The organism is Citrobacter sp. LUTT5 (genome assembly GCF_009905315.1).
GTDB classification, from domain to species: Bacteria; Pseudomonadota; Gammaproteobacteria; order Enterobacterales; family Enterobacteriaceae; genus Citrobacter; species Citrobacter freundii.
Genome location: NZ_CP047606.1, coordinates 1906145 through 1926193, shown reverse-complemented (window position 1 = coordinate 1926193; position 20049 = coordinate 1906145). Strand labels below are relative to the sequence as shown.

General features: G+C 52.4%; 20 protein-coding genes, 1 pseudogene and 1 other annotated feature. Of the genes and pseudogenes, 10 read left to right on the top strand and 11 right to left on the bottom strand.

Annotated features, from left to right (window positions below):
* Window positions 1-21 precede the first annotated feature (21 nt).
* The 7 genes from GUC46_RS08985 to phsA all read right to left on the bottom strand — a co-directional run bounded on the left by GUC46_RS08985 (window position 22) and on the right by phsA (window position 7295).
* The gene (locus tag GUC46_RS08985; protein WP_003030187.1) at window positions 22-357 is read right to left on the bottom strand and encodes a DUF496 family protein; all 336 of its coding nucleotides are present in this window, start codon (window positions 355-357) and stop codon (window positions 22-24) included.
* 238 nt (window positions 358-595) lie between these two features.
* Entirely contained in the window at window positions 596-1654 is a 1059-nt protein-coding gene (locus GUC46_RS08980; protein ID WP_003844262.1) for an FUSC family protein, read from the bottom strand.
* A gap of 107 nt (window positions 1655-1761) precedes the next feature.
* Complete coding sequence (sbmC, locus tag GUC46_RS08975; RefSeq protein WP_003838984.1) at window positions 1762-2229, bottom strand: DNA gyrase inhibitor SbmC; 468 nt, start codon at window positions 2227-2229, stop codon at window positions 1762-1764.
* Between the two features lie 123 nt (window positions 2230-2352).
* Complete coding sequence (gene dacD, locus GUC46_RS08970) at window positions 2353-3525, bottom strand: serine-type D-Ala-D-Ala carboxypeptidase DacD (RefSeq protein ID WP_032936755.1); 1173 nt, start codon at window positions 3523-3525, stop codon at window positions 2353-2355.
* Window positions 3526-3664: 139 nt separating this feature from the next.
* A complete protein-coding gene (gene phsC / locus GUC46_RS08965) occupies window positions 3665-4432 on the bottom strand; it encodes a thiosulfate reductase cytochrome B subunit (RefSeq protein WP_003838979.1) in 768 nt (255 codons plus the stop codon).
* A complete protein-coding gene (gene phsB / locus GUC46_RS08960) occupies window positions 4429-5007 on the bottom strand; it encodes a thiosulfate reductase electron transport protein PhsB (protein WP_130714531.1) in 579 nt (192 codons plus the stop codon). Before phsB ends, phsC begins: the two co-directional genes overlap by 4 nt.
* 14 nt (window positions 5008-5021) lie before the next feature.
* A complete protein-coding gene (gene phsA, locus GUC46_RS08955) occupies window positions 5022-7295 on the bottom strand; it encodes a thiosulfate reductase PhsA (RefSeq protein WP_096890444.1) in 2274 nt (757 codons plus the stop codon).
* 400 nt (window positions 7296-7695) lie between these two features.
* Here phsA and sbcB point away from each other — a divergent pair, with 400 nt between their 5' ends.
* Window positions 7696-9120: an exodeoxyribonuclease I gene (gene sbcB / locus GUC46_RS08950; protein WP_003838973.1), complete on the top strand. Its 1425-nt coding sequence runs from the start codon at window positions 7696-7698 to the stop codon at window positions 9118-9120.
* A gap of 59 nt (window positions 9121-9179) precedes the next feature.
* Here the strand turns inward: sbcB and plaP are convergent, their stop codons facing one another.
* The 4 genes and pseudogenes from plaP to GUC46_RS08930 all read right to left on the bottom strand — a co-directional run bounded on the left by plaP (window position 9180) and on the right by GUC46_RS08930 (window position 12606).
* Window positions 9180-10541, bottom strand: coding sequence for a putrescine/proton symporter PlaP (gene plaP / locus GUC46_RS08945; RefSeq protein WP_003030167.1), 1362 nt, complete (start codon window positions 10539-10541; stop codon window positions 9180-9182).
* Window positions 10531-10593, bottom strand: a complete 63-nt coding sequence (yoeI, locus tag GUC46_RS24230) for a membrane protein YoeI (RefSeq protein ID WP_099045591.1) — start codon at window positions 10591-10593, stop codon at window positions 10531-10533. Before yoeI ends, plaP begins: the two co-directional genes overlap by 11 nt.
* Window positions 10594-10755: 162 nt before the next feature.
* Window positions 10756-11740, bottom strand: a pseudogene (locus GUC46_RS08935) (LysR family transcriptional regulator).
* 41 nt (window positions 11741-11781) lie between these two features.
* A complete protein-coding gene (locus GUC46_RS08930; protein WP_003030163.1) occupies window positions 11782-12606 on the bottom strand; it encodes an SDR family oxidoreductase in 825 nt (274 codons plus the stop codon).
* A gap of 174 nt (window positions 12607-12780) precedes the next feature.
* Here GUC46_RS08930 and hisL point away from each other — a divergent pair, with 174 nt between their 5' ends.
* The 9 genes from hisL to hisIE all read left to right on the top strand — a co-directional run bounded on the left by hisL (window position 12781) and on the right by hisIE (window position 20011).
* Entirely contained in the window at window positions 12781-12828 is a 48-nt protein-coding gene (hisL, locus tag GUC46_RS08925) for a his operon leader peptide (protein WP_100250077.1), read from the top strand.
* Window positions 12804-12926, top strand: a sequence feature (His leader region). (Overlaps the previous gene by 25 nt.)
* Before the next feature lie 45 nt (window positions 12927-12971).
* Window positions 12972-13871: an ATP phosphoribosyltransferase gene (gene hisG, locus GUC46_RS08920; RefSeq protein WP_003834191.1), complete on the top strand. Its 900-nt coding sequence runs from the start codon at window positions 12972-12974 to the stop codon at window positions 13869-13871.
* Window positions 13872-13876: 5 nt separating this feature from the next.
* Complete coding sequence (gene hisD / locus GUC46_RS08915) at window positions 13877-15181, top strand: histidinol dehydrogenase (RefSeq protein ID WP_088903312.1); 1305 nt, start codon at window positions 13877-13879, stop codon at window positions 15179-15181.
* Window positions 15178-16257, top strand: coding sequence for a histidinol-phosphate transaminase (gene hisC, locus GUC46_RS08910; RefSeq protein ID WP_130714530.1), 1080 nt, complete (start codon window positions 15178-15180; stop codon window positions 16255-16257). The genes hisD and hisC overlap by 4 nt, the downstream gene beginning before the upstream one ends.
* Window positions 16254-17321 (top strand): bifunctional histidinol-phosphatase/imidazoleglycerol-phosphate dehydratase HisB, encoded by a 1068-nt coding sequence (hisB, locus tag GUC46_RS08905; protein WP_049002718.1) that lies wholly within the window; start codon window positions 16254-16256, stop codon window positions 17319-17321. The genes hisC and hisB overlap by 4 nt, the downstream gene beginning before the upstream one ends.
* Window positions 17321-17911: an imidazole glycerol phosphate synthase subunit HisH gene (hisH, locus tag GUC46_RS08900; protein ID WP_048218057.1), complete on the top strand. Its 591-nt coding sequence runs from the start codon at window positions 17321-17323 to the stop codon at window positions 17909-17911. The genes hisB and hisH overlap by 1 nt, the downstream gene beginning before the upstream one ends.
* Window positions 17911-18648, top strand: coding sequence for a 1-(5-phosphoribosyl)-5-[(5-phosphoribosylamino)methylideneamino]imidazole-4-carboxamide isomerase (hisA, locus tag GUC46_RS08895; protein ID WP_088903310.1), 738 nt, complete (start codon window positions 17911-17913; stop codon window positions 18646-18648). The genes hisH and hisA overlap by 1 nt, the downstream gene beginning before the upstream one ends.
* Window positions 18630-19406, top strand: coding sequence for an imidazole glycerol phosphate synthase subunit HisF (gene hisF, locus GUC46_RS08890; protein ID WP_003838956.1), 777 nt, complete (start codon window positions 18630-18632; stop codon window positions 19404-19406). Before hisA ends, hisF begins: the two co-directional genes overlap by 19 nt.
* Window positions 19400-20011 (top strand): bifunctional phosphoribosyl-AMP cyclohydrolase/phosphoribosyl-ATP diphosphatase HisIE, encoded by a 612-nt coding sequence (gene hisIE, locus GUC46_RS08885; protein ID WP_130714529.1) that lies wholly within the window; start codon window positions 19400-19402, stop codon window positions 20009-20011. The genes hisF and hisIE overlap by 7 nt, the downstream gene beginning before the upstream one ends.
* The last annotated feature ends 38 nt before the right edge of the window (window positions 20012-20049 follow it).

Sequence of the window (20049 nt, the reverse complement as noted above, 5' to 3'; positions counted from 1 at the left end):
ACCCAAACGAGCATAAAATCGTTACTCAGCTTTCGCATCGGCGTTTTTCACTTCGCCCATCGCTTTCAGCTTTTTAGAGATGTCGCGGCGCTCTTTAGAGATCTCAGCGTTTTTGATGATGTAATCATCAACACGATCTTCATAATCGCTTTTCATGCTGGCGATAATGCCCTGAATCGCTTCCACGCTCATTCCAGGCTTGATGTAGTCGCTCAGGTTGTCCAACAGCAGAACGCGTTTCTGGTTGTCACGGATCTTTTTCTCAACGTCCTGAATTTCACGTTGCAGTTTGTTTTTACGACGGAACAGACGAACAAATTCCAGCACGTCCTGGAAAGAAGGCTTGGTAGTTTCCATTTTTACACCCCTGATAATGTGAGATTCGGATTCGTTAAAACAACGGCTAAAGTGGGTCAACATTACTTTCATGCCCGCCATACTTCAAGTTGCATCTGCATCGACAATGCATGGTTGAAACCTGAATTATCGAGGGTAAAGCCATTGCAGTTACCAATGGTTTTAGCCTTTTTCAGTATCATACCTCTAATCTTTGCTGAATCGAAGCAGCAGTAGAACCTATCGCCTCATCTGCTCTTTATTTGCGCAGCGCGCGACAGATTAAATGTGAGAGCAACTCCAGCTGTCGCGCCATTTCCATGTTCAACCAAACGTAGCCGTGAATGGGCGTTTCTGCGACATTATCGCCTTTATGCTCAGCAATGAGCTGACGCAACTCCGCCACGGTGTCATTGAGCTTTTCCGTATTGGCAAGCACCGGCTGCGGATTTCCTTCGTACAAGGCGTGGGTTATGGTCAGTAGCGCCTGCTGCGTCCTGAGCTGAGTTTCACGCAAAGTTTGTGCATTCAGCATGACAAAATGGCTGGTGCGGCTGGCCCAAAGCGCATTAATTTGCAGCTCAAGCATGCAGACCAGATTGCGGTTAACCGTTTGAATAGCCTCAAAAATGGATTTTTGAATACGGGTTTCTTTACTGGCGGGAACGATGAGTCCGCGCATTTTGACAACGTCGCTTAAGAGCTGCTGTAAATGCTTCTCAAGCCGCGGTTGCTCAAGCAAATTAGGGGATAGCGCGGCCTGATACACCCGATTGTATCCCGTCACACAATGTGCCAATTGGATACGCCAGTGTATAAATGCCCGCTGCGGCCAGATGCCAGTAAACAGCATCGCCAGTAACGAACCCAAAATAACGTCGCCACCGCGCCATAACGCGGTATTCATATCTCCGGCAGGCGCCCCCACGACCACGGCAAGCGTAATGCCAATCAGCAGCGCCTGATACGGCCTTTTACCCAACGCCAACCAGCCACAGAGGAACATCGCCACCGCGCACCAGATCAGCATTAGCGGAAGCGAAAAGAGTTCCAGACGCAGGGCAATCAATCCAAGCACCGAGCCCAGGATCGTTCCGCCTATACGCTCAAACGCTCTGGGAACAACGTTACCCCAAAAAGAAATTGGCCCCATAATCACCACCAGCGTGATCAGAGGCCATGTACCTTCGGGAATGTTTAACAGGCGTACCAACAGAAAAGTAAGAAGAAACGCCAGCGCAATGCGAATGCCATGCACCACACGATAATGACGATACAAACGAATTTCAAAAGGACTCAGCGACTTATCTGCACGCACTCATGCACTCCGTCAGGGAATAGCAAAGAAGCGAATTGTACCTGTTTTTACGGTGAAAACATCATCCTGATGACCAGGACATTCATCCTGATTTACACCAAAAACAGTTACTTCAACTGTACCGGCACGTACATTTCAATGTCCCAGTAACCGTCCTCCATGCCGTTGTTCAGATAAACTTCAAAACAGGGTTTAGCGGCTATCGCATACGTCGAATCCTGCATCAGGCGCTCAAAAAACTGATACCACGGCGTCGCGAAGTCATGATTTTCAACGCGCGCAACGGCTATAGCATAGTCGCCACCTGCCAGCTCGGTCTGGATCACCCCTTCACTGTTTTCCGGGATCTCAAAACCTTCAGGCACAGACACCACGGTATCACAACGCAGTTTTTCCGCCGGAACAACGTCAGGATTGTCGTAATAAACGGCTATCCATTCCAGCGGTACGATCTGCTTACCGTCGACCCACATCATTAACTGTTCGAAACCTTGCTTTACCGTTTGTTCCCACGGTCCAACCATATGGAAACCGGCAATTATGCGTTTCTCGACCTGCTTTATCTCGTACTCCATATAACCTCCGTTATTACACTGTATTTATATACAGTGTAATTTTTAGGTATGGCGGCCACAAGGAATCAGTGATTATTATGTGAGCAGATTCGCACTCTTGCCAGTCAGGCACATCAGGAAAAACTACGCCTTATGGCGGAAGTAATCGCTCAGACGCGAGAAGACGCCACCTTCGTTGACAGACTCCAGCGTAACCAGAGGCCAGTGCGCCACCAGTTTATCCCGATCGTAGAGTTCAATTTCCCCCACACGTTGATGGGCAGCGATGGGGGCGACCAGTTCTTTCTTATCAAGAACATATTTTGCCTTGATATTCGCGACTTCGGCTTTAGGCAGGGCCATCCAGAAATCCTGCTCTGTGCCAAGGCTAATTTTTTCTTTATCGCCATACCAGATCCGTTCAATACCGACCTGCTTACCGCTACGTAAAACCTGCACGGTATCGAAGTTCTTTTGTCCCCATTGCAGCAATTTTCTCGCCTGGTCTTCACGTCCTTTCGCACTCTCCGCCCCCATCACAACCGCAATCAGGCGGCGCTGCCCATCAACAGCAGAAGCAATCAGGTTGAATCCAGCGCCGGAGGTATGCCCAGTCTTCAGACCGTCGACGTTCATGGTTTTATCCCACAACAAACCGTTACGGTTTTGCTGCGTGATTCCGTTCCAGGTAAGGCTTTTTTCACTGTACATATGGTAGAAATCCGGCTCTCCATGGATGATAGCTCGCGACAGCACGGCCAGATCGTAAGCTGAGCTATGCTGACCTGGCGCATCCAGACCATGTACCGTTTCAAAATGCGTGTCACGCAGGTTCAGCTTTTGCACATAGTTATTCATCATCGCGACAAACTGTGGCTGCCCTCCGGCGATGTAATCCGCCAGCGCCACACAGGCATCATTACCGGAATCAACAATTAACCCGCGACTCAGGTCGCGCACAGAAACGCGATCCCCTTCTTTCAGGAACATTAAGGATGAACCGACGAATACCGGATTATCTTTCGCCCAGGCGTCGCGCCCAACGGTGACAATATCTGTCGGACTAATACGCTTGCTGTCGATTGCGCGATCGACAACATAACCAGTCATCAGCTTGGTCAGGCTGGCAGGGTTGCGCTGCTGGTGTTCATTTCCGGCTGTCAGGATTTGGCCCGTGGTGTAATCCATTAATACCCACGCTCCGGCATTAATCGCAGGTGGCTGTGGGGAAAAGCTTACGACCTCGGTCGCGTACGCGGGCGAAAAACTCATCGCAAAGAGTGAAGCGGCAATAAACAAACGGCGTTTCAACAGCATGTCCTCAGGAAATGGAAAAATAGCCGTTCTTTTTACGGAAGTTCTGGCGAACAAACATGGATAAATTGCAAGAAAATGTGACATAAGGCACATTTTCTTGCTGTAAGGAAAGGTTTTCAGATATCAACCGCGGCGGGCATTAGCCTTTGCGCGGTGCTGTCTCTGCGTGATGGCTGCGATGACGATGATAGCCATCTATCATGCTGCGGAAAATTTGCCCCGGTGTGTCACCCAGCGTGCACAGGTAAATATGTGCACAGATGAACAGTAAGCCGACAATCGCCAACACCATATGCAGCACCAGCATCACAGGCCCTGCCCCTATTACCTGCGGGTAGAGACATAACAACCCGGTAATGATCAACAGCGGAACCAGCGCATACATGATGGCCAGATAAGCCAACTGTTGTAGCGGGTTAAATTTACTCTCTGCCGTTGCTGCAAACGGGTGCGGCTCACCTTTCATGATGCCATACAGATAAAAGCGCGTTTGCAACAAGCAGCGTGATATCAACCCGTTAAACTTCACCCGATAATGACAACCGTTGCCGCTGGTTGCGTTGATTAGCACAAAACCAACCCAGAAGGCCAACAGGGCGAAACCGCACCAGGTATGTACCTGCACCATCAATGCCACCGGTCCGACAGAGAAGTGCCCAAACAGGCCACTCAGCAGAAGCAGGATAAAAAGCAGCGCATTACCCCAGTGCCAGCGGCGAACTGCCAGCGAATAGAGGTAATCCCGATGTTCTTCTCCAGTAGCTGTTTTGGGTGACAACATCCGACGTAACAGCGCGTGTATAACCAGGCCCGCAATCATCAGCACAATAACAACGCCTGCATAAATGAGCCACAGCGGCCAGTAGTCCGGCGCATAGTTAAGCTCTGCTCCCCAGATAGAATTCATGCTTTACCCTCCTGATGGATCTCTTTACGCCGATAAACACTCACCGGGCCGCTACGCGTATCCTGCTGGCGATAAACCTCTTTTTGATTTATCCAGTGCTGAATTTCCGGGTCGTCACGACGACCAAATTTCAGCGCATCCGTCGGGCAAACGGAAACGCAGGCGGGCGATTGTCCAGTCTCCAGTCGGGTATCTGCACAGAAGTTACATTTGTCGGCAATTCCCGTTTGCGGATTGAGATAACGAACGTAGAACGGACAAGCGGCAACGCAATAGTCACAGCCAATACAGCGAGACTTATCCACTTGCACAATGCCATTTTCGTCGCGAAATGACGCACCGGTCGGACAAACGCTGACACACGGCGCATCTTCACAATGCTGACAGGAAACGCGAACAAACTGGAAGTGGGATAGCACCTCGGGTTCATGTTCGGGTGAACGGATCTGCACCTGTAGACGGCTAAATCCCTCTGGCACGTCATTCAAAACTTTGCAGGCAACCGTACATGCCTGACAGCCGATACAGCGTTTCTCGTCATGCAGCATGACATAAGGGTTTGTTGCTTGATTCATGATGTTCTCCTTTCTCATGCCCGACGAAGCGTAACGCCAGCGGTGTGCACCACTGTACCGGAAACCGGACTGGTGACATGCGGAAGCAAATTACCGCAATGGATACCGTGCGTTGTCGCCGCGGTTTTGGCTCCCGCCTTGGCGCCAAACCCCATATAAACAAACAGCGTATCGGGCCGAATTCCGGCGGTGACCAGCGCTTTGCCTTTTTCCTTGCCGGTCGCATTTTCCAGCCAGATGTCATCGCCGCTTTTGATGCCTTTTTCACGGGCCGTTTGCGGGTGGATCCACACCGCGTTGTCCCACATCAACTCGCTAAGCAGTGGCACGTATTGCGTCGCACCGTTGGTATGAACCGCCACTTTTCCCTGGATAAAATAGAGCTCACTATCGCCTTTGAGCGCAAAATTGCGCGCGCGCGGAATACCGTAGCCAGGCAGGAGCGTCTCCAGCTCTTCAGAATAAAGCTCTATTTTTCCTGAAGGAGATTTAAAGCGCAGTTGCTCGCCATAGGTACCGTCGCTGTCAACCGCCACCGCACCCGGATAGCGTTCCACAAACTGACGCACCGCTTCAGGTTCACGCAGCAGTAACGGAACACCCCACTCCCGATACCCTTTCTCACGCAGTTCAGCAGACAGCGCATGATCGCCATTAAGCTGGTATAACTGACGCGTTTGCATATCCTGCCATGGGTAGAATTGCCCAAGGCCTAACTGCACGGCCAACTCTTTCCAGATTTGCCAGCTTGGACGCGCATCACCAATAGGTTCTACTACCTGCTGGCGCAGGGCATAGGCTGGGTTCAGACCCGACATGTCTGAAACTTCTTCATCGCGCTCAAGGTAAGTACATTCAGGCAAAAGGTAGTCGGCATACGCCGTGCTTTCGCTTAGATAAACATCACAACTGACCACAAGGTCGAGCTGTTCAACGGTTTTGACCAGATCCGGTCGGCAGGTAACGGTTTGGAAAGGGTTGTGTCGGGACATAATCCATCCCTTCACCGGATAAGGCGTCTGGTTTAACACAGCATCAATGATGCTTTGCACCACACCACCGCCCGCCGCGATGTACTTAAACTGCGGGGCTACCAGATCGATACGCTGCGCCGTTGGCTTGGGTAATTTGACATCGGGTTTTGCCAGCACCGGAGCGACCTTCTCTCCGGCCAGCTTATTATAAGTTGCCGCCGCTTTTTTCTGGTATAAACCGCCTTCACGCTCAATATTGCCAAGCAGCACGTTGAGGGTAAAAATCATGCGCCGCATATCAATTTCTTCTTGCGAGAACGTCGCACGATGGCCCGGGCTGACGATAGCATGAGGCGCGCAGGCGGCCATTTCTCGGGTGACCCGAACAATGACATCAGCAGGCACATCAGCTTGCTTTTGCGCCCATTCCGGCGTGGTCTCTTGTACTGCTTCTGCCAGTTGGTCAAACCCTGTGGTGTAGCGCGCAACGAAGTCCGCGTCATACAATTTTTCATTGATCATGACGTGACACATGGCCATCAACACCGGCAAGTCGCCGCCCGGTTTGAGCGCATGCCATTCATCCGCCTTGCTGGAGAAGACGGACAGACGAGGGTCGAAGCTGACCATTTTTGCGCCCTTTTCCTGCGCCATCATCAGTTCATGCGTTTCGGCAACCTCAATTCCTTCATAAAGGTTGTGACCAAAAGAGACCATATAACGGGTATTGGCGATATCCATGGCCAAATCGCCGCCCATCATCACTTTGGCGGCAATCGATTTTCCGGCCGGGCATGTCGACGCGTGCGTAAAGGTGTTTGGCGATCCGAAAGCCGTCGCCAGTTGAAATAAATGCCCTGAAAGCGAACCGGATTTAGAAGAAAAGACGACGCCCTGAGGACCATGCTGCGTTTTAATTGCCGTCATTTTTTCGGCAATTTCTTTATACGCTTGTTCCCAGCTAATAACCTGCCATTCTCCGCTCCCGCGAGGTCCTGTGCGTTTCATGGGTTTAACAATGCGATGAGGGTCGTTGACCAGGCTAACGCCGCTGCCGCCACGAGCGCAGACACGCGTGCCTTGTTGAGGAGCATTAGGGTTCCCTTGAATAAAAACCGTTTTGTTATTAATTACCTGCGCCTGTATCGGGCAACGATAAGAACACATTTCACACAAACTTGGCGTCAGGGATGTTTTCCCTTTGATACTCTCAGGAGAATTTCGTGCCAGTGCGCCTGGCGGAAAACTGCCTATCGCACAGGCTGAACAGCCTATACCCACTCCTCGCAAAAAATTACGCCGACTAATGCTCATATAACCTCCTGTTATTAGATATATCCAATGATTATATGGCGTTTAGAATATTTATTTTTTACATCAATCACATTTCATTACAATGCATGACAGCGAATTGACACAAATAAAAACTCTTTGTTTATAAAAGACTTTTAAAGTTTCCAGAACCCAATAAAAGAAGAAGAAAATAACAATAATGGTTATCAATTAGATTGTTTACAAATCCGCAACTCCAAGATATTTTATTTCCGTAATTTATTTTAACAGTGCGGAATTTATTTATTAATTCTATAAAAGTCCTGTTTATCTCAACTTTATTGCGTACACAATCCAGCTTCGATAATACCATAGCTGATTATCTCACTATTTTTTGGTATTCTTGGACGAGCGCTAAATTGATCCCGGACATAACTGAACAATGAATGACGGCAAGCAGCAACCTGGTTTTCTCTTCCACGATTACGAGACCTTTGGCACCCATCCGGCGCTGGACAGACCCGCGCAATTTGCGGCTATCCGCACAGATAATGATTTCAACATCATCGGTGAACCAGAAGTCTTTTATTGCAAACCCGCGGACGATTATCTGCCGCAGCCTGAGGCGGTGTTGATTACGGGTATCACACCGCAGGAAGCACGTGAAAAGGGAGAGAATGAAGCCGCTTTTGCTGCGCGCATCCACGCCCTGTTCACCGTGCCGAAAACCTGTATCCTGGGCTATAACAACGTGCGCTTCGATGATGAGGTGACGCGCAACATCCTGTATCGCAATTTCTACGATCCCTATGCCTGGAGTTGGCAGAACGATAATTCGCGTTGGGATCTGCTGGATGTGATGCGCGCCTGCTATGCCCTGCGCCCTGAAGGCATTAACTGGCCGGAAAACGACGACGGCTTACCCAGCTTCCGCCTGGAGCATTTGACTAAAGCCAACGGTATTGAGCATGCCAATGCTCACGATGCGATGGCGGACGTATACGCCACGATCGCAATGGCGCAATTAGTGAAGTCGCGCCAGCCGCGTCTGTTTGATTATCTCTACAGCCATCGTAATAAGCACAAGCTGGCCGCGCTGGTTGATGTCCCGCAAATGAAACCTCTGGTCCATGTCTCTGGTATGTTCGGCGCATGGCGCGGTAACACCAGTTGGGTGGCGCCATTGGCGTGGCATCCGGAGAATCGTAACGCGGTTATTATGGTCGACTTAGCTGGTGATATTTCGCCGCTGCTCGAACTCGACAGCGACGCCCTGCGCGAGCGGCTCTACACGTCTAAAGCGGATCTGGGTGATAACCCGGCCGTACCGGTTAAATTGGTGCACATCAACAAATGCCCGGTACTGGCACAGGCGAATACCCTGCGTCCGGAAGACGCCGACCGTCTTGGCATTAACCGCCAGCATTGTCTGGATAATCTCAAAGTTCTGCGCGAAAACCCGCAGATACGCGACAAAGTAGTCGCGATCTTTGCCGATGCGGAACCCTTTACTCCATCAGATAACGTGGATGCCCAACTGTACAACGGCTTTTTCAGCGATGCTGACCGTGCGGCGATGAAAATCGTTCTGGAAACCGAACCACGCAATTTACCGGCGCTGGATATCTCCTTTGTCGATAAGCGCATTGAAAAATTGTTGTTTAATTACCGTGCACGTAACTTCCCGGGAACGCTGGACGAAGCTGAACAGCAGCGCTGGCTGGACCATCGTCGCCAGGTATTCACACCGGAGTTTTTGCAAAATTACGCCAATGAATTGCAGCTATTGAGCCAGCAATATGCGGATAACAAAGAAAAGTTGATGCTGCTGAAATCACTCTGGCAGTATGCCGAAGAGATTGTATAAATCCCACGTATAAAAAAACGGAGAACATGTCTCCGTTTTTTTTCAGCTAAATGCAGTTATTACGCGATATCTTCGTCGTACTGTGGGACCGGGTTGCGGAAGCTTTTGGTCACGCAAGCAAGGTAGATCAGACCGATACCCGCCCAGATCAGGCCCAGAACCATTGAGCTTTCTTCCAGGTTCACCCACAGCGCGCCAACGGTCAGCGCACCGCACATTGGCAGGAACAGGTACTGGAAGTGATCTTTCAGCGTCTTGTTACGCTTCTCACGGATCCAGAACTGGGAGATTACCGACAGGTTAACGAAGGTAAATGCCACCAGCGCACCAAAGTTAATCAGCGCCGTCGCCATCACCAGGTCGAAGTTGATTGCCAACAGAGCAATCGCCCCAACCAGAATGATGTTCATGGACGGAGTACGCCATTTCGGGTGTACATAACCGAAGAAGCTTTTCGGGAATACGCCGTCACGACCCATCACGTACATCAGACGCGCAACGCCTGCATGCGCCGCCATACCGGACGCCAGTACGGTAATGGTAGAGAAAATCAGCGCGCCGACCTGGAAGAACTTACCGGCAACATACAGCATGATTTCCGGCTGCGAAGCATCTGGATCCTTAAAGCGCGAAATATCCGGGAAGTACAACTGCAGCAGATAGGTGGAGACGATAAAGATCAGGCCACCAATCAGCGCAGTCAGGAAAATCGCACGCGGGATCACGCGCTCAGCGTCTTTGGTTTCTTCTGACAGGTTGCTGATACCGTCAAAACCGGTGAACGAGAAGCACAGGATGGTCGCACCGGTGATCATCGGGATCACGTGCGCATCACCGGACCAGAATGGACGACTGCTCGCCAGCGTACCGGCACCTTCCCCTTCGAACACGCCATAAACGACCATGCCGAGGATCACCGCAATCAGCACCACCTGCAACAACACGATCACGGTGTTGAAATTCGCAACGGATTTAAGGCTGCGCAGGTTGAAGGCTGTCATAAAGGCCACCAGCGCCACCACGAACATCCAGGATGGAATCGAGGGCACCAGCGCTTCAAAATAAATTTTCGCTAACAGAATGTTGATCATCGGGGCGAACAGGTAGTCCAGCAGTGATGACCAACCCACCATAAAGCCAACTGTCGGGCTAATGGATTTCTGGGCGTAAGTGTAGGCAGAGCCTGCAGACGGATAGCGGCGTACCAGTTTACCGTAGCTCAGTGCGGTAAAAAGGATGGCGATCAGTGCAAAGGCGTAAGCTGTCGGGACGTGACCATCGGTCATTCCTGATACGATACCGAATGTATCGAACAGCGTCATCGGCTGCATATAGGCAAGGCCCATCATGACAACCGGAACCAGCGTAAGCGTTTTACGTAATTCCACGCGAGAGGTGTTTGGAGTAGCGTTATGCGACATGGTTATCCCCCATTACGGCGAAAACCGTCGCGTAAGCAAAAAATTGCCCCATTTTTTGTTAATCCTCAGCGACAACAACTGTCGATTTTTAAGTAAGTATCTATCCGGTACGAAGCCCGGCCTCTTTTATGAATGATTGGTTTGATGCAAAAAAATAACCGACGCGTATTAAAACGTCGGTTAATGTCATTTTTTGCAAGCGGCGTATTTTGCACTAAATTGGGGAGAAATAACAAGAGATTGAAGTGGCCACAAAAGAATATTTTTTCTTAACTGATTGATTTGTCAGCAGCCGTTTTAACATACACCCCCGCAATAGCACTATTTGCTAAAATTTCATCTCGCCACCAGGCACTGGCCAACCCGGCGGTCTGTTCATTCCAGCCTATCCACACGGGTTCAAGGACAATTTGCGCAACCACTTTTTTCTCAATCAGTGCGCCGCTCTCCAGAAATCGCTGCGCCAGATAGCGCGGAATATAGCCACATCCCAGGCCGCTGATTTGTAGTTCCAGCTTGGTTTTGAAGTCAAAAACGGTAATGGCTTCCTGATCGTCAAGCACCTGAGAACCTGAGACATTGGCATGCTGCGCATTGTCGCCCACTACAATGGCGCGAAAACGGCGAATAGTGCGACGATTTAACGGTTCCTGTTCCTGCGCCAGCGGGTGATGCGGCGCAACCACAAACACCTGTTCCAGAACCCCCAGCCGTGCAAAGCCAAATTCGCTCGCTGCAGGGGGTTCATGCATGGCACCGACAATAATATCCGCCCGGCCCTGAATTAGGGCATCCCATGAGCCGCCCAGCACGCCATTGATAAATTTCAGACGCGTCACGCTGTGGTGTTGATAGAAAGACTCGATGAGTGGGGCCAGCAATGAAAAGGGAAAGGTATCATCTACGCCAATAACCAGTTCATTCTCCCAGCCTTCGTGTAGTTTAATGGCCTGCTTTTCGAGTTCACGGACGGTATGCAGCACCTCCCGCCCCTTTTCCAGCAGCATCTGTCCGGTGCGGGTGAACTTAGCCCGGTGCCCGCTGCGATCGAGTATCTGAATATTAAGATCGCTTTCCAGCTTATGGACGGTGTAGCTAAGCGCAGACGGCGTCTTAAATAATTTTGCCGACGCCGCCGCGAAACTGCCCTCTTTTTCTAAGGCATCGAGGATGATAAGAACGTCCAGCAGTGGTTTCATACTCGCCCCCTGGCGGTATACAGCGGCACTCTGCTGGCTTGTCACTCCATCGGCATCACCAGCGGATCAGGATACTGGTACTCAAACCCAAGCTCATTACAAATACGGTTGCCATCAATGACTTTACCTTTACCGTTATCCGTACCGTCGCGAAATTCCGGCGGCTCCATCCCCAACTGGCGGGCCATCTGCGGATAGAACACGTTACGCGCCGGATGCATAGGCGCACATATATTATAGATGTGTCCCCCTTTAGGCGCTTGCAGCAGTAACGTGATGGCAGAAACCACATCGTCCAGATGCACCAGATTGACGCCATGATGTCCGTCTGGCGCCGTCTTGCCGGCAAAGAAGCGACCAGGATGTCTTCCCGGACCAACTAACCCGGCCAGACGCAAAATATCCACCGACGTGCCAGGTAAATTGTGCAACCAGTCTTCAAGTTCTTTCAGAACACGGCCACTTGCCGTGACCGGATTACGCGGCGTCCCCTCTTTCACTGTTCCTTGAACGTCACCATAGACTGATGTCGAACTGGTAAAAATAATTCGCGGGATCCGATACGCCAGCGCGCTGTCGACCAGTTCCTGCATTGCCTGCAGGTAAAATGCTTCCCCAGGACCGCTACGGCGTGCAGGCAGCGTAATAACCAACGCATCGGCGTCCATCAGTGCGTCTAGATCGTCAGCCTCACAGACCAGTTCAGGTTCCAGGCGCAGCGAGTAACTCTCGATACCGCTCATGCGGGCCGCTTCCACCCCATCCAATGTGGTTTTGCTGCCGGTAACCTGCCAGCCTCTCGCCGCCAGCGACATGGCTAACGGCATGCCTAACCAACCTAATCCGACAATTGCGACCTTTTTCATGCCTTCTCTCCTGACTTTTGGCCTATAACGCAAGGCTACGCCAGCCCACGGTGGCTGACAATTCATAGTATCAATATGAAATGAATTAATGATCAAAAAAAGCCCTTGCTTTCCGTAGCTAAAGTGGTTTAGGTTAAAAGACATCAAATGAATAAACATTCATCGAGAAAATTTATGACACGCGCTCAATTCAAACACCATCATCACCATCATCCTGACTAGTCTTTCAGGCGATGTGTGCTGGGAGACATTTAAATCTTCCAGCGGTGCATGAGCGTATGAGAAAGCCCCCGGAAGATTTCTTCCGGGGGCTTTTTTTTGTGCGTGACCCAAACTGATTCAGACAGGATAACGAGGAATAAAGAATGTTAGACAACACCCGTTTACGCATAGCTATGCAGAAATCTGGCCGTTTAAGCGATGATTCACGCGAATTGCTGGCCCGTTGCGGCATTAAAATTAATCTTCACACCCAGCGCCTGATTGCAATGGCAGAGAATATGCCTATCGATATTCTGCGCGTACGTGATGACGATATCCCGGGTCTGGTGATGGATGGCGTTGTTGACCTCGGCATCATCGGGGAAAACGTTCTCGAAGAGGAACTGCTCAACCGCCGCGCACAGGGTGAAGACCCTCGCTATTTTACCCTGCGCCGTCTTGACTTCGGCGGCTGCCGTCTCTCGCTGGCTACCCCGGTTGATGAAGCCTGGGATGGCCCGGCAGCGCTGAACGGTAAGCGTATCGCTACCTCTTACCCACACCTGCTCAAACGCTATCTCGATCAGAAAGGGGTGTCGTTTAAATCCTGTCTGTTGAATGGCTCTGTAGAAGTCGCACCTCGTGCAGGCCTGGCAGATGCGATTTGCGATCTGGTGTCCACCGGCGCAACGCTTGAAGCCAACGGTCTGCGTGAAGTGGAAGTCATTTACCGCTCTAAAGCCTGCCTGATTCAGCGCGACGGCGAAATGGCCGAAGCCAAGCAACAACTGATCGACAAACTGCTGACCCGTATCCAGGGGGTGATTCAGGCACGCGAATCCAAATACATTATGATGCACGCGCCGAGCGAGCGTCTGGACGAAGTTATCGCCCTGCTGCCTGGCGCTGAGCGCCCGACCATTCTGCCGCTGGCCGGCGACCAGCAGCGTGTTGCCATGCACATGGTCAGCAGCGAAACCCTGTTCTGGGAAACAATGGAAAAACTGAAAGCGCTCGGTGCCAGCTCAATTCTGGTGCTGCCAATTGAGAAGATGATGGAGTGATAGCCATGAGCTTCAATACCCTGATTGACTGGAATAGCTGTAGCCCCGAGCAGCAACGCGAACTGCTGATGCGCCCGGCTATTTCCGCCTCGAAAAGCATCAGCCGTACGGTGGCCGAGATCCTTGAGAACGTCAAAAATAACGGCGACCGGGCGCTCCGTGAATACAGCGCGAAGTTTGATAAAACCGAGGTCGGCGCGCTGCGCGTCACCGAGGAAGAAATCCAGCAAGCCAGTAGTCGCCTGAGCGACGAACTGAAACAAGCTATGCAGGCGGCGGTGCGTAATATTGATACTTTCCACACCGCGCAGATCCTGCCGCCGGTGGATATCGAAACTCAGCCGGGTGTGCGCTGCCAGCAGGTTACCCGCCCTATCGCTTCCGTGGGCCTGTATATTCCTGGAGGTTCGGCGCCGCTGTTCTCTACCGTATTAATGCTGGCGACCCCGGCGCGCATCGCCGGCTGCAAAAAAGTGGTGTTGTGCTCACCGCCGCCGATTGCCGATGAAATTCTCTACGCCGCGCAGCTGTGTGGTGTAAAAGAGGTGTTTAATGTGGGCGGCGCGCAGGCTATTGCCGCGCTGGCGTTGGGCACCGAATCCATTCCTAAGGTCGATAAAATCTTCGGGCCGGGCAATGCGTATGTGACCGAAGCCAAACGTCAGGTCAGCCAGCGTCTTGACGGCGCGGCCATCGACATGCCTGCTGGTCCGTCCGAAGTGCTGGTTATCGCCGACAGCGGCGCAACGCCAGATTTTGTCGCCTCCGACCTGCTCTCTCAGGCCGAGCACGGCCCGGACTCGCAGGTGATCCTGCTGACGCCGGACGCTAAGCTTGCCGAAGGCGTGGCCGAAGCCGTTGAACGCCAGCTCGCTGAGCTTTCCCGCGCTGAGACCGCCCGCCAGGCGCTCAGTGCCAGTCGGCTGATTATCGCCAAAGATCTGGCGCAGTGCGTGGCCATTTCTAACGCCTACGGTCCGGAACACCTGATTATTCAGACCCGCAACGCACGTGAACTGGTTGATGAGATCACCAGCGCCGGTTCGGTGTTCCTCGGCGACTGGTCGCCGGAATCCGCAGGCGACTACGCTTCCGGTACCAACCACGTGCTGCCAACCTACGGTTATACCGCAACCTGTTCCAGTCTGGGGCTCGCTGATTTCCAGAAACGCATGACCGTACAGGAATTAACACCACAAGGTTTCTCTGCGCTGGCCGCCACCATTGAAACCCTGGCCGCGGCTGAGCTACTGACCGCCCACAAAAATGCCGTTACCCTGCGCGTTAACGCCCTGAAGGAGCAAGCATGAGCACTGACAACTTTCTCAGCGTCACTGATTTAGCCCGTAAGAATGTTCGCGAATTAACGCCCTATCAGTCTGCCCGTCGTCTCGGCGGTAACGGCGATGTCTGGCTCAACGCGAATGAATATCCCACCGCCGTGGAGTTCCATCTCAGTCAACAAACGCTGAACCGCTACCCGGAGTGTCAGCCGAAAGCGGTGATTGAGAATTACGCGCAGTATGCTGGCGTCAAACCGGAGCAGGTGCTGGTCAGCCGCGGCGCAGATGAAGGGATCGAGCTGCTGGTGCGCGCGTTTTGCGAACCCGGTAAAGATGCCATTCTCTACTGCCCGCCGACTTACGGCATGTACAGCGTCAGCGCCGAAACGATTGGCGTCGAATGCCGCACCGTTCCGCCCCTTGAAAACTGGCAGCTGGATTTGCAAGGCATCGCGGACAAGATTGATGGCGTGAAGGTGGTCTACGTTTGCAGCCCTAATAACCCAACCGGCCAGTTGATTAACCCGCAGGAGCTGCGTTCACTGCTCGAAATGACGCAGGGTAAAGCTATTGTGGTCGCTGATGAGGCCTATATTGAGTTTTGCCCGCAAGCCACGCTGGCAGGCTGGCTGTCTGAGTATCCGCATCTGGTGATATTACGCACGTTGTCAAAAGCGTTTGCTCTCGCCGGTTTACGCTGCGGGTTTACGCTGGCGAATGAAGAGGTTATCAATCTGCTGTTAAAGGTGATTGCCCCTTACCCACTCTCTACGCCGGTGGCAGATATCGCCGCCCAAGCCCTGACGCCGCAAGGGATTTCCGCCATGCGTAAACGCGTAGAGCAGATCCTGGAAGAGCGTCAGTATCTGGTAGATAACCTGAAAACGATTCGCTGTGTAGAACAGGTTTTCGACTCTGAAACCAACTATGTTCTGGCGCGCTTCACCGCATCAAGTAGCGTATTTAAATCTTTGTGGGATCAGGGCATTATCTTACGAGATCAGAATAAACAACCTTCGTTAAGCGGCTGCCTGCGAATTACTGTCGGAACCCGTGAAGAGAGCCAGCGCGTCATTGACGCCTTACGTGCGGAGCAAGTATGAGCCAGAAGTATCTTTTTATTGACCGTGATGGAACCCTGATTTCCGAACCGCCGAGTGACTTTCAGGTCGATCGCTTTGACAAACTCGCCTTCGAGCCGGAAGTTGTTCCCGTTTTGCTGAAACTGCAAAAAGCAGGTTTTAAGCTGGTTATGATCACTAACCAGGATGGACTCGGAACGCAGAGTTTCCCACAGGCTGATTTTGACGGTCCGCATAACCTGATGATGCAAATTTTCACCTCTCAGGGTGTGACATTTGATGAGGTACTGATTTGCCCGCACCTGCCAGCGGACGAGTGCGATTGCCGTAAGCCAAAAGTGAAGCTGGTTGAACAGTATCTGGTTGAACAGGCCATGGATATGGCGAACAGCTACGTCATTGGCGACCGGGCGACCGATATTCAGCTCGCTGAAAACATGGGCATTAGCGGATTGCGTTACCATCGCGACACCCTGAACTGGGTGATGATCGGCGAGCAGCTGACCAAACGTGACCGCTACGCGCACGTTGAGCGTAATACCAAAGAAACGCAGATTGACGTCAAAGTCTGGCTGGACCGCGAAGGTCAAAGCAAAATCAACACAGGCGTTGGCTTCTTTGACCACATGCTGGACCAAATCGCCACCCATGGCGGTTTTCGCATGGAGATAGCCGTCAAGGGCGATCTATATATAGACGATCACCACACCGTTGAAGATACCGGTCTGGCGCTGGGTGAAGCTTTAAAGCTGGCATTAGGCGATAAACGCGGCATCAATCGTTTTGGTTTTGTGCTGCCGATGGACGAGTGCCTGGCGCGTTGCGCACTGGATATCTCCGGCCGCCCGCACCTGGAATACCGCGCGGAGTTTACCTACCAGCGTGTTGGCGATCTGAGCACAGAGATGATCGAACACTTCTTCCGCTCACTCTCTTACACCATGGGCGTCACCCTGCACCTGAAAACCAAAGGCAAAAATGACCACCACAGAGTGGAAAGTCTTTTTAAAGCCTTTGGTCGTACGTTGCGTCAGGCGATTCGCGTCGAAGGCGACACGCTGCCCTCTTCAAAAGGAGTGCTGTAATGGACGTGGTGATTCTGGACACCGGCTGCGCCAACCTGCACTCGGTAAAATCCGCCGTCGCACGCCATGGATACGATCCTGTTGTCAGCCGCGACCCGGACGTAGTGCTGCGAGCCGATAAGCTGTTTCTGCCAGGCGTCGGTACCGCCCAGGCGGCGATGGACCAGTTGCACGAACGTGAACTGATTGAGCTGATCAAAGCCTGTACGCAACCAGTGCTGGGGATCTGCTTAGGCATGCAACTGCTTGGTCGTCGCAGTGAAGAGAGTAACGGCGTATCCCTGCTGGGCATTATTGAGCAGGATGTCCCGAAGATGACCGATTTCGGTCTGCCGCTGCCGCACATGGGCTGGAATCGCGTCTATCCACAAGCGGGAAATCGTCTGTTCCAGGGCATTGAAGATGGCGCATATTTCTACTTTGTACACAGCTACGCTATGCCGGTAAACCCGTGGACCATCGCCCAGTGCAATTACGGCGAACCGTTTACCGCGGCAGTACAAAAAGACAATTTCTTTGGCGTACAGTTTCACCCGGAACGTTCGGGCGCGGCTGGGGCGCAGTTGCTGAAAAACTTTCTGGAGATGTAATGATTATTCCGGCATTAGATTTAATCGACGGCACGGTAGTGCGTCTTCATCAGGGCGATTACGCAACGCAACGTGATTACGGCAACGATCCGCTCCCCCGTTTGCAGGATTACGCCGCCCAGGGTGCCGAAGTACTGCACCTGGTTGATTTAACCGGCGCGAAAGACCCGGCGCTGCGCCAGCTCCCGCTGATTAAAACGCTGGTCGCTGGCGTCAACGTTCCAGTGCAGGTTGGCGGCGGCGTGCGTACCGAAGCGGATATTGAAGCGCTGCTTAACGCTGGTGTTGCACGTGTAGTGGTGGGTTCGACGGCGGTAAAATCTCCCGAAGTCGTCAAGAACTGGTTTGCCCGTTTTGGTGCCGACGCGCTGGTGCTGGCACTGGACGTTCGTATTGACGAGCGCGGGAACAAACAGGTGGCGGTTAGCGGCTGGCAGGAAGATTCCGGGGTTTCACTGGAAGAACTGGTTGAGACCTATTTACCCGTCGGCCTGAAACACGTGCTGTGCACCGATATTTCCCGCGACGGTACGCTGGCAGGTTCAAACGTCGCGCTTTATGAAGAAGTGTGCGCCAAATATCCGCAAGTGGCGTTTCAGTCATCTGGTGGTATTGGTGGAATCGAGGACGTAGCGGCCCTGCGCGGGACCGGTGTTCGTGGTGTTATCGTCGGACGAGCCTTGCTGGAAGGTAAGTTCACCGTTGAGGAGGCCATTCAATGCTGGCAAAACGCATAATTCCTTGTCTGGACGTCCGCGATGGGCAGGTAGTAAAAGGCGTTCAGTTCCGCAATCACGAGATTATTGGCGACATTGTCCCACTGGCAAAACGCTATGCCGATGAAGGCGCAGATGAACTGGTGTTCTACGATATCACCGCTTCCAGCGATGGCCGCGTAGTGGATAAAAGTTGGGTATCACGCGTGGCGGAAGTGATCGATATTCCGTTCTGTGTTGCCGGTGGCATTAAATCCATCGACGATGCGGCACGTATCCTCTCTTTCGGGGCGGACAAAATCTCCATCAACTCCCCGGCGCTGGCCGAACCGGAACTTATCACCCGTCTGGCGGATCGCTTTGGCGTGCAGTGCATCGTGGTGGGCATTGATACGTGGTATGACGTCGAAACCGGCAAATATCACGTTAATCAGTATACCGGGGATGAAAGCCGTACCCGCGTCACGCAATGGGAAACACTGGACTGGGTGCAGGAAGTCCAAAAACGCGGCGCGGGCGAAATCGTCCTGAACATGATGAATCAGGACGGCGTACGTAACGGTTATGACCTGGAACAGTTGAAAAAAGTACGTGACGTTTGTCACGTCCCGCTGATTGCCTCCGGCGGCGCGGGCACCATGGAACACTTTCTCGAAGCCTTCCGGGATGCCGACGTTGACGGCGCGCTTGCCGCCTCCGTCTTCCACAAGCAAATCATCAATATTGGCGAATTAAAAGCGTACCTGGCAACACAGGGCGTGGAGATCAGGATATGTTAACGAAGCAACAATGCCGCGAGCTGGACTGGGAAAAAACCGACGGGCTGATGCCAGTCGTCGTGCAGCATGCGGTTTCCGGTGAGGTGCTGATGCTGGGTTATATGAACCCGGAAGCGCTGGATAAAACGCTCGAAAGCGGCAAAGTGACCTTTTTCTCGCGGACCAAGCAGCGCCTGTGGACCAAAGGAGAGACCTCAGGTCACTTCCTGAATGTGGTGAGCATTGCGCCTGACTGCGACAACGACACTCTGCTAGTGCTGGTTAACCCGATTGGCCCGACCTGCCATAAAGGGACTTCAAGCTGCTTTGGCGACGCCAGCCACCAGTGGCTGTTCCTGTATCAGCTTGAGCAACTGCTGGCCGAACGTAAAACCGCTGACCCAGCCAGTTCCTACACCGCGAAACTGTATGCCAGCGGCACCAAACGCATCGCACAGAAAGTGGGTGAAGAAGGCGTAGAAACCGCGCTGGCTGCGACGGTGAACGACCACTTTGAGCTGACAAACGAAGCCTCTGATCTGATGTATCACCTGCTGGTGCTGCTGCAGGATCAGGACCTTGACCTGACGACGGTGATTGAGAATTTACGTAAGCGTCATCAGTAAGTTGCAGAGCAGATATGAAAAAACCGGGCACTGCCCGG

What these genes read in the sequence shown, in the direction of transcription:
- GUC46_RS08985 (WP_003030187.1), bottom strand. Translation starts at nt 357, where the DNA reads ATGGAAACTACCAAGCCTTCTTTCCAGGACGTGCTGGAATTTGTTCGT.
- sbmC (WP_003838984.1), bottom strand. Translation starts at nt 2,229, where the DNA reads ATGGAGTACGAGATAAAGCAGGTCGAGAAACGCATAATTGCCGGTTTC.
- dacD (WP_032936755.1), bottom strand. Translation starts at nt 3,525, where the DNA reads ATGCTGTTGAAACGCCGTTTGTTTATTGCCGCTTCACTCTTTGCGATG.
- phsC (WP_003838979.1), bottom strand. Translation starts at nt 4,432, where the DNA reads ATGAATTCTATCTGGGGAGCAGAGCTTAACTATGCGCCGGACTACTGG.
- phsB (WP_130714531.1), bottom strand. Translation starts at nt 5,007, where the DNA reads ATGAATCAAGCAACAAACCCTTATGTCATGCTGCATGACGAGAAACGC.
- phsA (WP_096890444.1), bottom strand. Translation starts at nt 7,295, where the DNA reads ATGAGCATTAGTCGGCGTAATTTTTTGCGAGGAGTGGGTATAGGCTGT.
- sbcB (WP_003838973.1), top strand. Translation starts at nt 7,696, where the DNA reads ATGAATGACGGCAAGCAGCAACCTGGTTTTCTCTTCCACGATTACGAG.
- plaP (WP_003030167.1), bottom strand. Translation starts at nt 10,541, where the DNA reads ATGTCGCATAACGCTACTCCAAACACCTCTCGCGTGGAATTACGTAAA.
- GUC46_RS08930 (WP_003030163.1), bottom strand. Translation starts at nt 12,606, where the DNA reads ATGAAAAAGGTCGCAATTGTCGGATTAGGTTGGTTAGGCATGCCGTTA.
- hisG (WP_003834191.1), top strand. Translation starts at nt 12,972, where the DNA reads ATGTTAGACAACACCCGTTTACGCATAGCTATGCAGAAATCTGGCCGT.
- hisD (WP_088903312.1), top strand. Translation starts at nt 13,877, where the DNA reads ATGAGCTTCAATACCCTGATTGACTGGAATAGCTGTAGCCCCGAGCAG.
- hisC (WP_130714530.1), top strand. Translation starts at nt 15,178, where the DNA reads ATGAGCACTGACAACTTTCTCAGCGTCACTGATTTAGCCCGTAAGAAT.
- hisB (WP_049002718.1), top strand. Translation starts at nt 16,254, where the DNA reads ATGAGCCAGAAGTATCTTTTTATTGACCGTGATGGAACCCTGATTTCC.
- hisH (WP_048218057.1), top strand. Translation starts at nt 17,321, where the DNA reads ATGGACGTGGTGATTCTGGACACCGGCTGCGCCAACCTGCACTCGGTA.
- hisA (WP_088903310.1), top strand. Translation starts at nt 17,911, where the DNA reads ATGATTATTCCGGCATTAGATTTAATCGACGGCACGGTAGTGCGTCTT.
- hisF (WP_003838956.1), top strand. Translation starts at nt 18,630, where the DNA reads ATGCTGGCAAAACGCATAATTCCTTGTCTGGACGTCCGCGATGGGCAG.
- hisIE (WP_130714529.1), top strand. Translation starts at nt 19,400, where the DNA reads ATGTTAACGAAGCAACAATGCCGCGAGCTGGACTGGGAAAAAACCGAC.